This is a genomic window from Nocardiopsis protaetiae, from assembly GCF_045446735.1.
In the GTDB taxonomy this organism is placed as follows: Bacteria; Actinomycetota; Actinomycetes; order Streptosporangiales; family Streptosporangiaceae; genus Nocardiopsis; species Nocardiopsis protaetiae.
In genome coordinates this window covers 1-13,069 of the sequence record NZ_JBJJBV010000193.1, presented here as the reverse complement: position 1 = coordinate 13,069, position 13,069 = coordinate 1, and the positions used below count along the sequence as shown (strand labels likewise).

11 protein-coding genes are annotated in these 13,069 nt (G+C 72.5%); 3 read left to right on the top strand and 8 right to left on the bottom strand.

Going from position 1 to position 13,069, the window contains the following annotated elements:
- Nucleotides 1-47 precede the first annotated feature (47 nt).
- The 6 genes from ACJOT3_RS24805 to ACJOT3_RS24780 all read right to left on the bottom strand — a co-directional run bounded on the left by ACJOT3_RS24805 (nt 48) and on the right by ACJOT3_RS24780 (nt 6,866).
- Complete coding sequence (locus ACJOT3_RS24805; protein WP_406975504.1) at nt 48-788, bottom strand: carbohydrate ABC transporter permease; 741 nt, start codon at nt 786-788, stop codon at nt 48-50.
- A gap of 170 nt (nt 789-958) precedes the next feature.
- Nucleotides 959-1,858 (bottom strand): carbohydrate ABC transporter permease, encoded by a 900-nt coding sequence (locus ACJOT3_RS24800; RefSeq protein ID WP_406975503.1) that lies wholly within the window; start codon nt 1,856-1,858, stop codon nt 959-961.
- 104 nt (nt 1,859-1,962) lie between these two features.
- The gene (locus ACJOT3_RS24795; protein WP_406975502.1) at nt 1,963-3,258 is read right to left on the bottom strand and encodes a sugar ABC transporter substrate-binding protein; all 1,296 of its coding nucleotides are present in this window, start codon (nt 3,256-3,258) and stop codon (nt 1,963-1,965) included.
- 212 nt (nt 3,259-3,470) lie between these two features.
- Nucleotides 3,471-3,953 (bottom strand): hypothetical protein, encoded by a 483-nt coding sequence (locus tag ACJOT3_RS24790; RefSeq protein ID WP_406975501.1) that lies wholly within the window; start codon nt 3,951-3,953, stop codon nt 3,471-3,473.
- A gap of 104 nt (nt 3,954-4,057) precedes the next feature.
- On the bottom strand, nt 4,058-5,347 hold the full coding sequence (locus tag ACJOT3_RS24785) for a class I SAM-dependent methyltransferase (protein WP_406975500.1): 1,290 nt from the start codon (nt 5,345-5,347) through the stop codon (nt 4,058-4,060).
- Between the two features lie 67 nt (nt 5,348-5,414).
- A complete protein-coding gene (locus ACJOT3_RS24780) occupies nt 5,415-6,866 on the bottom strand; it encodes an FAD-binding oxidoreductase (RefSeq protein WP_406975499.1) in 1,452 nt (483 codons plus the stop codon).
- A gap of 219 nt (nt 6,867-7,085) precedes the next feature.
- Here ACJOT3_RS24780 and ACJOT3_RS24775 point away from each other — a divergent pair, with 219 nt between their 5' ends.
- Complete coding sequence (locus ACJOT3_RS24775; protein ID WP_406975498.1) at nt 7,086-7,925, top strand: glutamate racemase; 840 nt, start codon at nt 7,086-7,088, stop codon at nt 7,923-7,925.
- A gap of 55 nt (nt 7,926-7,980) precedes the next feature.
- Here the strand turns inward: ACJOT3_RS24775 and ACJOT3_RS24770 are convergent, their stop codons facing one another.
- Nucleotides 7,981-9,504 (bottom strand): hypothetical protein, encoded by a 1,524-nt coding sequence (locus tag ACJOT3_RS24770; protein WP_406975497.1) that lies wholly within the window; start codon nt 9,502-9,504, stop codon nt 7,981-7,983.
- Nucleotides 9,505-9,680: 176 nt separating this feature from the next.
- Here ACJOT3_RS24770 and ACJOT3_RS24765 point away from each other — a divergent pair, with 176 nt between their 5' ends.
- Together ACJOT3_RS24765 and ACJOT3_RS24760 are read left to right on the top strand one after the other, a co-directional pair.
- On the top strand, nt 9,681-10,025 hold the full coding sequence (locus ACJOT3_RS24765) for a hypothetical protein (protein ID WP_406975496.1): 345 nt from the start codon (nt 9,681-9,683) through the stop codon (nt 10,023-10,025).
- Nucleotides 10,026-10,302: 277 nt separating this feature from the next.
- Nucleotides 10,303-10,827, top strand: a complete 525-nt coding sequence (locus tag ACJOT3_RS24760; protein ID WP_406975495.1) for a DUF6315 family protein — start codon at nt 10,303-10,305, stop codon at nt 10,825-10,827.
- 99 nt (nt 10,828-10,926) lie between these two features.
- On the opposite strand, the gene ACJOT3_RS24755 is transcribed toward ACJOT3_RS24760, so the two are convergent.
- The gene (locus ACJOT3_RS24755; RefSeq protein ID WP_406975494.1) at nt 10,927-12,999 is read right to left on the bottom strand and encodes an ATP-dependent DNA helicase; all 2,073 of its coding nucleotides are present in this window, start codon (nt 12,997-12,999) and stop codon (nt 10,927-10,929) included.
- Nucleotides 13,000-13,069 lie beyond the last annotated feature (70 nt).

Genomic DNA, 13,069 nt, shown 5'->3' with positions numbered 1-13,069 from the left:
CCCGCCCCTCCTCCCTTCCCCTCCCCGGGCCCGTGGTCGAACGCGCTTCAGCCCTTGACGGCGCCCTGCACCAGCCCGGAGGCCAGCCAGCGCTGCACGATGACGAAGAAGACCATGACCGGCAGGGTGATGAGGGTGGAGGCGGCCATGACGTGCCCCCACTCGTTGGCGTACTCGCCGAAGAACTGCCGCAGGCCCACCGCGACGGTGTACTTCTCGCTCTGCTGCATGAACGTCAGGGCCAGCACGAACTCGTTCCAGGCGATGATGAACGAGAAGATCGCGGTCGCCACCAGGCCGGGCGCGACCAGCGGGAACAGCACCTTCCAGAACATGACCGGCCAGGAGGCGCCGTCGATGTAGGCGGCCTCCTCGACCTCCTTGGGCACGGCGGCCACGAACCCGCGCATCATCCACACCGCGAGCGGCAGCGACAGGGCGATGTAGACGATGCCCAGGCCCAGCACGGTGTTGAGCAGGTGGAGGTCGCGGACCTGGAGGAAGAGCGGGATGACCAGGGCCTCCAGCGGGACCATCTGGACCACGAGGATCAGCACCAGGATCGCGGTGCGGAACCGGAACCGGAACCGGGACACGGCCACGGCGGCCAGCAGCGACAGCACGCACGCCCCGGCGACGGTGATGCAGGCGACCGCCAGCGAGTTGAGCATGTACGTCCCGAAGTCGCCCTCGGTCAGGACGTGGACGAAGTTGTCCAGGGTGAGGTCGCGGGGCACCAGCGACCCGACGGCGGAGGTCATCCGGTCGGAGAACGCGCTGGTGAGCATGAAGTAGACGGGGAACAGGGTGAACAGCAGGACGGCGGTCACCCCGGCGGCCCGCCCGGCCGTCCGGGTCAGGCGCAGCGCCCCGCCGCGGCGGCGGGCCAGGCGGACCCGGCGCTCCCAGGCGGCGGTGGCGGCCGCGGCGCGGTCGGCCGCGGTGTCGGCGGAGGCGCTCAACGCAGTTCGTCCTCTCGGAACAGGGCCCGCAGGTAGACCGCGGTGACCGCCAGCAGGAGCAGGGTGAGGACCACGGCGATGGCCGATCCCATCCCGTAGTCCCGCTGCCCGAAGGAGCTCACGTAGGTCCACACGCCCAGGTTGAGCATCTCCGAGCCGCCGACCCCGCCGCCGGGCATCAGGTAGACCTGTGCGAACACCTTGAAGTCCCAGATGGTGGACAGGATGGTGACGACGGCGAACACCGGGCGCAGGACCGGGAAGGTGACGTGCCAGAACCGCTTCCACGCCCCGGCGCCGTCCAGCAGGGCGGCCTCGTGCAGTTCGCGCGGCACGGTGAGCAGCCCGGCCAGGACGGTGACGGCCACGAACGGGAACCCGCCGTGGACCACGTTGAGGACGACGATCGCGTAGAAGAACAGCCGGTCGGCGAACCAGTTGTACCCCTCCGGGCCGAGCAGGCCCGCGCCCTTGAGGAGCTGGGCGACGATGCCGTCGTCGACGTCGAAGATCCACAGCCACACGTAGGTGCCGCTGACGGCGGGCATGGCCCAGGCGACCATGATGCAGGAGACCACGACGACCCGGGTGATCGGGCGCAGCCGGGACAGCAGCAGGGCCACGAGGGTGCCCAGCACCACGGTGGAGACGACCGCGACCACGGCGAACCCCACGGTGTTGGGCAGGGCGACCCGCCACAGGTAGGAGTCCGTGAACAGGGTGACGTAGTTGGCCGGGCCGATGAAGTCCGACTCCCCCGACACCAGGTTGCGCAGCTTGTAGTCGCGGAAGGACAGCCACACGATCCGGGCGAGGGGGAAGAGCAGCAGGGCGGCGATGACCGTCAGGGCGGGGGCGAGCAGCGCCCAGGGCAGCAGTGCGCGGCGCCGCCTCAGGCCGAGGGCGGGAGCGCGCCGCCCCCGGCCGGGCGGGCCGGTCGACGCCCGGAGCCCCGGGTCCGCGCCGCCGACGGCCTGCCCGACCGGTGTTCCCACGTGTGTCAACCTCCGTTGAGGATGCGTTCGATGTCGTCGGCGGCCCGGGTGGTGGCCTCCTCCACCGAGGTGCCGTTGAGGATGGCCTGCTGCATGCCGACCAGGACCTTCTCGGCCTCGACCTGGCTCCAGGCGGGTGCGGTGGGCACGCCCTTGCTCGCCTCGCCCAGCTGGACGGCGTAGGCCTCCAGCACGGGGTCGGCGGAGGCGGTGAAGGTGTCCACGCTGGAGGTCAGACCGGGGAAGAACCCGGTCTGCTCGGCCCAGAGCATCATGTTGTCCTCACCGGTGAGGTGCTCCACGTAGCTCCAGGCGGCCTCCTCGTTGCCGGTGCCCTCGAACACCGACAGCAGCGAGCCCCCGGCGAAGGACGGCGTGTAGGTGCCGGCCTCCGGCCCCGGGATGGGGAAGGAGCCGAGCCTGCCCTCCAGGTCGGGGTTGTTCTCGACGATGGCCTTGGGGTTGGCGCTGCCGAGCAGCGCGATGGCGGCGTTGCCCTCGGAGAACGACTCCATGATGTTGATCTCGTTCCAGTTGACGGCACCGGTGGTGGAGGTGCCGTCCTCCAGGGACAGGCCGGTGAAGAACTCGATGCCCTCACGCGCCTCGGGGGAGTCCACCCCGGACACCCACGTGCCGTCGTCCTCCTGGACGGCGATCTCGCCTCCGCCGCCCCAGATCCACGGCATGACGGAGTACTGGGCGTCGCCCGGCACCGGCAGGGCGATCATGTCCGGCTCGGCCTCCTTGACGGCCAGGGCGGTCTCGCGGAGCTCGTCCCAGGTCTCGGGGACCTCCAGGTCGTGCTCCTCGAACACGTCGGTGCGGTAGACCATGGAGCGGATGGAGGCGTACCAGGGGACGCCGTAGACGCCCTCGTCCAGGCTGCCCATGTCCATGAGGCCGGAGACGTAGAGGGAGGTGTCGACGCCGTAGGCGGACAGGTCGTGCAGGGCCCCGGAGTCGGCGAAGCCGGGGACGAAGGTGTTGCCGAGCTCGATGACGTCGGGCGTGGTGCCGCCGGCGATGGCCGTGGAGATCTTGTCCTGGGCGCCGTCCCACGGGACGAACTCGACCTCGACGTCGATGCCGGTCTCCTCGGTGAAGGCCGTGTTAACCTCGTCGAAGAAGCCGCTCTCGTCGGGGTTGGTGCCCTGCATGATCCACACGGTGAGGGTGTCGGTGTCACCGCCGCTGCCGCCGCCGGTGCCGCCTCCTCCCGTGCACGCGGTCGCGGCCAGGGTCAGGGCAAGCGCGGCTGCGGGGAGCGGAACGTACTTGCGGGTTGGTGTGCGGGCCATCGGCTCGCCTCCCGTTCCTTTCGTGGGTCCCCTCGGGGTTGGTAGGAAACCTACGTAATGAACGGCGTGGAGTGAAGTAAACCACTCCATTTTGTGTCTGAGCTGTTAGGGGACGCCGCCGGGCGCCCCCGGATCCCCGTGGCCGCAGGGGTTCCGGGGAACCCGGGAGAGGCGTGCGACGGGTGACGCCCCGTGGGCGCCCCGCCGCCCCCTCAGTCGGACAGGCCGGTCACCTGGCGCAGGGTGGAGATGAGCTCGGCCCGCTTGTACACCGCCAGGCCGATGGCGGCGGAGAACGCGGCGAGCATGTGGACGTAGACCATGGGGTCGCCGCGGGTGAAGCGCTCGGCGGCCTCCTCCTCGCCCACGGTGTGCGCCTCCCAGGCGGTGGAGACCGCGAACTCCAGCTCCGGCGGGAGCATCTCCGCGACGGTGCGGGCCACGGCCTCCCGGGAGTCGGCGGGCTTCCACACCACCCCGGTCTCCTGGACCCGGCGGCCCAGGAACGCGGAGATGACGCGCAGCTCCGACTGCACCGCCTCGGCGTCGTCGGCCGCCCGCGGGATCGCCCGCTCCAGCTCGTCCCGGTTGCGGTCGGCGTAGGCCGCGATCAGGTCGATCGCGGTGCGCTTGACGTGGTCCGGCTGGTCCGGGACGAGGGGGCCTTCCCCCTCGGCGTTCTCGGTCACGGGCACTCCTCGTACGGTGTGGTGTCCATGATGCCGTGCCCCGGGCCCGAACGGGGCCCGGACAGGCCGGGATCGCCGCGGGCGAACGGCGTTCCCGGCCCCGCCCGGCCCTACTGGAACCGCGGGCGCAGCGGCATGCGGGCGTCGGTGCCGTCCAGCTTGGCGCCCAGGATCTGGTGGAGCTGCACCACGTTCTTCTCGAAGCCGAGCACGCACCCGGCCATGTACAGCCGCCAGACCCGGGCGGTGCCCTGGCCGACCTCGGCGACCGCCGCGTCCCAGTTCCGCTCCAGGTTGGCACCCCAGTGGCGCAGGGTGAGCGCGTAGTGCTCGCGCAGGTTCTCCTGGTGGCGGATCTCGAACCCGGCGTCGTTCATGGCCGTCTGGATCTCGCCCGGCCCCTCCAGCTCGCCGTCGGGGAACACGTAGCGGTTGATGACGCCGTCGGTGTCCATCGGGCGCAGGTCGTTGCGGGGCCGGGTGATGCAGTGGTTGAGCAGCCGCCCGCCCGGCACCAGCTTGTCGTGGAGCGACGAGAAGTAGGCGGGCAGGTTGCGGGCGCCGATGTGCTCGGTGAGGCCGATGGAGCTGATCCGGTCGAAGCCGCCGTCGGGCACGTCCCGGTAGTCCATGTGGCGGACCTCGGCCAGGTCCGACAGCCCTTCCTGGGCGATGCGCTTGGCCGCCCACTCGGCCTGCTCCTTGGACAGGGTGACGCCCAGCGCCTTGACCTTGTGCTCGCGGGCGGCGTGCATGACCATGGCGCCCCAGCCGCAGCCCACGTCGAGCAGGCGCATGCCCGGCTCCAGGCCGAGCTTGTTCGCGACCAGTTCGTACTTGCGGAACTGGGCGCTCTCCAGGGCGCCGTCGTGGGCCGCCACCCGGCCCAGGTCGCCGTCGGCGTCGTCGAAGACCGCGCAGGTATAGGTCATGGACGGGCCCAGGACCAGCTCGTAGAAGGCGTTGGAGACGTCGTAGTGGTGGTGGATGGCCTCGGCGTCGCGCTGCTTGGAGTGGCGCCAGCCCAGTCCGAACAGGCGGCCGCGGGTGACCTCCTGGGGCGGCGGCGCGACCCGGTTGACGAACTTGACCCAGCCCAGCGAGCGGGCGATGGCCGCCAGGTCGCGGGCGGACACGTTGACCCCCTCCGCGAACACGAAGTCCGACATCCGCCGCAGGACGGTGTACATGTCGCCCTCGACGTCCAGGTGTCCGGAGACGTAGGCGCGGGTCAGGCCCAGGGCGTTGGGCGATTGGGCCAGGTAGTTGACCGCGACGGGGGTGCGGACGTTCAGCAGGACGTCGCTGTTCGGGTCTCCGGAGGCACTGCCGTCGTAGGCCGTGAAGCGGATGGGCGCGTCGGTTCCCACGACGCGCTCGAACATCTCGGCGAGCCGCATGTTCTTCTTTCCCTTCCTTCTCGCGGATGCGGCCCGCTCCACGGGTCGCCTCCCGTTTCTGCGTGGGTCATCTGTTGCGCACGCACTTGGCGTACAGGTCGAGCAGCCTCCCGTGGGGGTCGTAGGCGTCTTTGAGGCCGGTGTAGGCCGGGCCGTTGTAGAGCCGCCAGAACTCCTCCTCGGTGTAGAAGGAATCGGAGTACAGCGACTTGTGGCCGTCGAGTTCGGCCACGCGCTCCTCCACCCGCCGGTTGTGGTGGGCGCGGCGCTGGCCGGGCTTCATGTCGACCAGGCCCCAGAAGCCGAAGTTGACGTAGAGGCGGTCGCTCTCCAGCGGGTAGAGCGGCCACACGTGGTCGCCGGGCGCCAGCTCGGACCGGCGGGGCTCCTTCAGGCGCAGCGGGCACATCCAGACCGGGGTCATGCCGATCTCGCCGTGGAAGAAGTCGAGGAACTCGGCGCCGCGCTCCACGCCCACCTCGATGTCCTGGATGAGGGGTTCCTGGGGGCGGCGGCCCCGGTAGTGGTTGAGCAGCCGGGAGAAGGCGGTGCGCCGGTCCCAGGCCACCAGCCTGCGGTAGACGTCGGAGCGCTTGAGGGAGCGCGGCCACAGGGAGCGCACCAGCGGGTTCTGCACGCCGAAGGCGCGCGAGCACCAGAACCAGTCGGTGTCCCAGCGCCACAGGTAGTCGTGGATCGTGAGGTAGTCGCCGGGGCCGTTGTCGGCGTTGGCCTGGATGGAGCGGTAGTAGATCTCCCGGCCGGTGTAGTCGCTCGCCCAGGGCGCCCGGTCGGTGAAGCGGGCCACCGTCAGGTACAGCTCGTCGCGGGAGAAGGCGACGCCGTCGACGAAGTCGACCGGCTGTCCGTCGTGGGAGCGGTCGGCGCAGATGCGGGCCAGGGCGTCCATGGCCGCGGCGGCGTCGTGGAAGCGCAGGTGGCGCAGGTGCACGTACGGGGAGACGGGTTCGAGTTCGATGCGCAGGCGCAGGCTGTAGCCGAGGGTGCCGTAGGAGTTGGGGAAGCCGTGGAAGAGGTCGGCGTGGGCGTTGTCGCGGGTGGCGGTGACGATGTCGCCGGAGCCGGTGAGGATCTCCATCTCCTGGACGGCCTCGTGCGGCAGGCCGTTGCGGAAGGAGGACGACTCGATGCCCATCCCGGTGACGGCGCCGCCCAGGGTGATGGTGCGCAGCTGGGGGACGACGGTGGGCATGAGCCCGTGCGGGAGGGTGGCGGCGACCAGGTCCTCGTAGGTGGTCATGCCGCCGACGTCGGCCAGGCGCTCGACCGGGTCGATGGAGATGACGCCGGCGAAGGCGGAGACGTCGAGGGCGGGGGCGGAGGTGGGTTCGCGGAACCGGAAGAGGTTGGAGGTGGGTTTGGCCAGCCGGACCGGCGCGTCGGAGGGCAGGGACCGGTAGTCGCGGCGCAGCCGGTTGACCGCCGCGATGTGCCGGGCCAGGCCCGTGTCGCCGCCGGAGGCGGTGTCGCTGTTCGTTCCCTGCCGTTGAGGACTCATCCCTGATCCGTTCCCGGTCGTCGGCGTGAGTGAGGCACAGCGTGGAACGGTCGAATCCGGCCGCGATGGGCCGGAAGGGACCGATCCCCTCAGTTCTACCTATGGGTAACGAAGGAAACCACCCCATTTATGTCGTGTCGCGGTGCAAGTGGCCCCTGGAGGGTCCGGGGGCCACGGGTTCGGGCGGGTGTCGGGGGGCCGCGGATAGGATCGGGGTTCATGCGCATCGCTGTCGTAGATTCCGGAATCGGCATGCTGTCCACCGCCGCGGCGCTGTTCGCCGCCCGGCCGGACGCCGAGCTGTACCTGTCCATGGACCCGGACCACATGCCCTGGGGCCCGCGTACCCACGACGAGATCGTGGAGCGCGCCCTGGCCGGTGCGCGGGCCGCCGTAGAGGCGGCGGGGGGCGACGTGGACGCGGTGGTGGTGCCCTGCAACACGGCGTCGGTGCACGGGCTGACGGAGCTGCGGGAGCGGTTCGAGCCGGACGTGCCGGTGGTGGGGACGGTCCCGGCGATCAAGCCGGCGGCGGCCGCGGGCACGCCGATCGCGGTGTGGTCGACCGAGGCGACCACCCGCAGCGAGTACCAGCGGCGGCTGGTGGAGACCTTCGCCCAGGGTGTGGACGTGACCCCGGTGGCGTGCGTCGGGCTGGCGGAGGCGGTGGAGTCGGCCGATCCGGGGCGGATCGCCGCGGCGGTGGCCTACGCGGCGGAGCGCACACCGGGCCGGGTGCGCGGGATCGTGCTGGGCTGCACCCACTACGACCTGGTCGGCGGGGCGATCGCCGAGGCGCTGCGGGCCCGGCCGGACGCCGCGGGCGAGGTGGAGCTGTTCACGGCGGCGGACGCCGTGGCCGCGCAGACGCTGCGCCGTATCGGCGCGGTCCCGGGCACGGGGACCGATGGGGGCGAAGCTGCGGGCGGGGGCGCGGGGCACGGCGGGGGCCGGGTCCGGGTGCTGGCCAGCGGCCGCCCGGCGCGCCTGCCCGCGGCCGCCCTGACCTACCCGGCCGGCCGCGCGCTCGCCGCCGGGGAGCGCTCACCCGCGCGTTAGAGCGGGAACCGGTCGGCGCAGGGCCGCGGACGGGGACGGGGTCCGCGGCGGCGGATCAGCTGTGCGGGGCGAGTGCGGCGGCGGGCTCGGGGGCCAGCACGTCCCCGCCGGGCGCGGGCAGGGCCCCGGCGGCCAGGGTGCGGACCAGGTCGCGCACACCCGCGGTGTCGTTGTCGTGCAGCAGGGTCTCCAGCAGCGACAGCGCGGCGCGCTGGTCGCCGGGCCGTTCGCGGACGTGGCGCCACTGGGGCTCGGTGGCGGCGTCGGAGAGCATCAGGGTGCGGCCGACCTGGCCCAGCGCGGTGAGCAGCAGGGAGTCGTGCGGCCGGTGCTCCAGCGCGGCGTTGACCTGCTCGGCCTGGTTCTCCGGGTCGACCTCCTCGGCGGACTGGGCGCGCAGGAAGTCCAGGATGCGGTCGGGCGGGGCCAGCGGCCGGATGGCGGGCATCGCGGCGATCATGGCGTGCACCTCGGCGAGGTCGCCGCGGATCTCCCCAGTGGTGGAGAGGTCGCCGATGAGGCGTTCGGCGCGGCGGGCGGAGCAGCCCGCCACCCACAGGGCGCCCCGGCCCACGGCCAGGCGGGCCGCGGCCAGGGCGAGCTCGGCGCCGCGCCGGGGCGCGCCCACGCGTTCGAAGTAGCGGGACCAGGTGGTGACGCGCACGCCCAGCCGCCAGTCGTTGCGGACGATGCCCTGGCAGACGAGGTTCTCCACCGCCTCCACCCAGGCCGGGCGCAGGAACGGGTGGGCCTCGGCCTCCTCCACGGTGGGCAGGGGTGCCACGGCGTCGCGGGCCGGGCACTGGCCCAGGCGGGACACCCAGGACAGCAGGCGGGCGCGCTCGAACCGGATGCGGCGGCGCAGGGCGGGCCTGCGCGGGTTGTGCGGCTCCAGCGCGAGCTCGGCCTCCATCCGGTCCAGCACCTCCAGCGCCTGGGTGTGCGCGTCGCGGCGGCGCAGGGCGCGGACCAGGGTGAAGATGCCGTCGGCGCCGAGCAGGGCGGGTCCGGTGGCGGTGTGCTCGTAGCGGCGCAGCTCGGCCTCGGCGCGCTCGGGGTCGTCCTCGTCGATGAGCAGGTGCACCCGGGCCAGGGTGAAGGCGGGCCAGGCGGGGGTGCGCTCCCACCCGGCGAGGTTGCGCGAGGACAGCAGTTCGCGGCGCAGGCCGGTGGTGCCGGCGGCGTCGACGTTGGCGTGGCAGCGGGCCAGGGTCTCCAGGGCGGAGACCGGCAGCGGCCCGTGGACGTGCGGGCCCGGGGCGTCCTCGACGGCGGCGACCGCGCGGGGCAGCGCCCGGCCGCCCTCGGCCAGGGCCGAGACCCGGACCGCCAGCGGCCAGTGGGCCAGGAAGAACAGGGTGGCGGGGCCGAACACCCCGGGCACCTCGGCGTTCTCCGCGCCGGCCTCGGCCACCAGGCGGCGGGCGGTGCGCAGGGCGGAGCGGGCGACCGCCTCGACCTGGACGGCGTCACCCGCCTCCGCCAGCTCGGGCAGGCCGGTGACGGCCTCGGCCAGTTCGACCTGTCCTGCGTTGGCGAGCCGGCGTGCGGTCTCCCCCGCCCACGTCCACATCGGCATCGTTGTCTCCCCCTGTAGTGCCGTGGAAACAGAAAGTAGCAGCCGGTGTGCGGGCCTGTCCGGAAAACGCGTGAAACCGGTGCAGGACAGACGCTCGGGCCCCCGATCGTGAAAGCCGGATCGATAGACTCGGGGCCACCCGAACGCACTATCTCTGATAGGGGACAAGGACACCGATGGGATGGCGAGACCGCTTCGGTTTGCGCAAGGCCAACCGCTCCGGCAAGGCCCGGTTCGACCGCGCCACCGAGGACGGTGACATCAAGGCCCTGATCGAGTTCGCGGAGAACAAGGTGGGGGTGGAGTTCTTCATCGAGCCGGAGACCTTCGCGACCCAGACCACCGCGGTGGCGGTGGCCACCGACGGCGAGTGGATCCGGCGCCGCTGCGGCTCCCCCGCGGTCATCCGCAAGGTGGCGTCCAAGCGGGGCATCCCGGCGTACGACGTGCAGATCATGGGCTATCCGCAGCGGATGCGGGACTGGAGCGCCCGCAACAAACAGGGCCGGACCCTGGACTGATCCCGGCGCGTCCCGATCCCTGCTCCCCTCGACCGGATCTATGAGACGTAGGTCACCTTCCGCGCGCGTTCGATGTCCCTCCCACCCCTCACGGACGGGGACGCGTCCGGACGAACGAGGTGAGAACGGACACGTCGGGAACCGGGACCTGCCCACCCGAAACCCGTCACCGGGTCATTTTGGGCATTGATGACGAGTCCTTGCCGCGACTTCCTCACCGAACGGGTTCCCTAACGACCCGCATCCGTCGCATACTCACCTGGGAGGGGGGACTCTGATGAAGCAGGATCTCACGGCCCTGTGCTGCGACTGCGGCACGATTCGCGAGGTGAGCGACTACCAGAGTGTCGGCGAGGCCCAGTCCGCCTACGGACTGGCCCGGTGCGTCGTCTGGCGCAAGTGCCGCACCTGCAACCGCCGCACGTACCACGCCTACCTGCGCGTCGACGAGGAACGCGACGAGCTGGAGGACGCCCTGCGTCTGGACGGCGCGCTGGCCGCCGAGGCCCTGGACGAAGAGGTCGAGCAGCTGCGGCTGTGCGGGGTCGAGGTCGGCCACGCCCCCGTCCCCGCCATCTGGGACGGGCAGTCCGTGGGCATGGTGACGCAGCGGCTCACCGACCGCGCGTACTCGATCGTGCTCGACCCCGAGGCGTCGGTGGTCTCCCGGCTCAAACTCATCGACATGATGTGGAACGAGCTCTTGGTGGGCGAACACGACGACCGCTGGTTCATCCAGGAGGCCGAGGACGACTCCCCCGGGTACGCGGTCCGGCTCTTCGGCTACCGCACCCGCGGCTGACACGGACGTGTGACGGCCGGGCGCCCCGAGAGCGCCCGGCCGTCGCCGTGTCCGGGGCCGGGCGGCGGGGGTCGGACAACGGGTGTCGGGCGGCGGGGGTCAGGCCGCCGGGGCGGTGCGGCCCGAGAGGCGGCGCAGCGCCGACCGGGCCACCTCGGGATCGGTGGTGCCCCAGTAGGGCGGCAGCGAGGCGCGCAGGAAACCGCCGTAGCGGGCGGTGGCCAGCCGCGGGTCCAGGACCGCGATGACACCCCGGTCGTCGGTGGAGCGCAGCAGGCGCCCGGTGCCCTGGGCCAGCAGCAGGGCGGCGTGGGTGGCCGCCACCGACAGGAAGCCGTTGCCGCCGTGGGCGGCCACGGACCGCTGGCGGGCCGAGGCCAGCGGGTCGTCCGGACGCGGGAACGGGATGCGGTCCACGATCACCAGCGACAGCGACGGGCCCGGCACGTCCACCCCCTGCCACAGCGACAGGGTGCCGAACAGGCAGGCGTTCTCGTCCTCGGAGAACCGGCGGACCAGCTGGCCGGTGGAGTCCTCCCCCTGGCACAGCAGCGGGTGGTCCAGGCGTTCGCGCAGCTCGTCGGCGGCCTGCTGGGCGGCGCGCATCGAGGAGAACAGGCCCAGGGTGCGGCCGTCGGCGGCCTCGATGAGCTCGGTGATCTCGTCCAGGTAGGCCGGGGACAGCCCGTCCCGGCCGGGCGGGGGCAGGTGGGCGGCGACGTAGAGGATGCCGCTGCGGGCGTGGTCGAACGGGGAGCCGACGTCCAGCGCCCGCCAGCGGGGCTCGCCCGCGGCGCGGTGCGGGCCGTCCTCGTCGTCTCCCTCGGAGTCTTCGGCGCCCTCGGCGGGCGGCGGGGCGGCGGCGCGTTCGGCCGCCTCCTGGGTGACCTCGCGGCCCAGCCCCCACTGGCGGGCCAGCGCGGAGAAGGAACCGCCCAGGGTGAGGGTGGCGGAGGTGAGGACCACGGTGCGGTCGCCGAAGAGCTTCTCGCGCAGCAGCCCGCCCACGGCCAGCGGGGCGACGCTCAGCGTGGGGCGGCGGCCCGGGATCTTGGTGAGCCACACGACGTCGGTGCGGTCGCGCAGCGCGGGTTCGAAGGACTCCAGGACGCGCACGGCGGTGTCGTGGACCTCGGTGAGGGCGGCCAGCGCCAGGCGGCGCTCGCTGGCGGCCTCGGCCTCCTGCTCGCCGGGTGAGGGGCCGATGGCGGTGACACAGGCCGCGGCGGCGTCGCGGACGACCGCGACCGCCCCGGCCAGGGCGTCGTCGATGTGGTCGATGCGCCCCTCGGGGGCGTCGGCGAACATCAGCGCCAGGCCCTCGCCCGCCTCGGTCAGCCGCTCGGCGAGCACGGGCTCGATGAGGCGGCCGGCGCGCTTGGCGGCGACGGTGACGGTGCGCTCGGCCAGGGTGCCGGTGGCCACGGAGGTGGCCCGGTCGACCAGCTCGTGGGCCTCGTCGATCATGATCGTGTCGTGCTCGGGCAGGATGTGGTTGCCCTGGGTCATGTCGATGGACAGCATGGCGTGGTTGGTGACCACCACGTCGACGCCCTTGGCCTCCTCGCGGGCGAACTCGGCGAAGCACTCCTGGCCGAAGGGGCAGATGCGGGCGCCCATGCACTCGTTGGCGGCCACCGAGACCTGCCGCCAGGCCAGGTCGGTGACGCCGGGGACCAGCTCGTCGCGGTCGCCGGTGGTGGTCTCCTCCGCCCACTCGTGCAGGCGGGCCACCTGCTTGCCCAGGGAGGACAGCTGGCGGGGGTCGAACAGCTCGGCCTCGTCGGAGTCGTCGGCCGCGGTGTGCAGGCGGTTACGGCACAGGTAGTTGCGGCGGCCCTTGAGGACCGCGAACGTGGGCTCGCGGCGCAGCAGCGGTTTGAGCGCCTGGGCCAGCCGTGGCAGGTCGCGGTCGATGAGCTGGTTCTGCAGGGCGATGGTGGCGGTGGAGATCACCACGGTGGTGTCCTTCTCCATCGCGCGCCGGATCGCCGGGACGAGGTAGGCCAGGGACTTGCCGGTGCCGGTGCCCGCCTGGACGACGAGGTGCTCGCGTCTGTCGACGGAGTCGGCGACGGCGGCCGCCATGGTGGACTGGCCGTCGCGCCGGCTGCCGCCCAGGGCGGTCACGGCGGTGTCGAGCAGGGTCGGAACGTCGGGGAGATCAGCCACGGATCGACAGTACCGGCCGCCGGGGACGGACCGGGCCTTGTCCACAGGCCCGGTCCGCCGCGGGTTCACC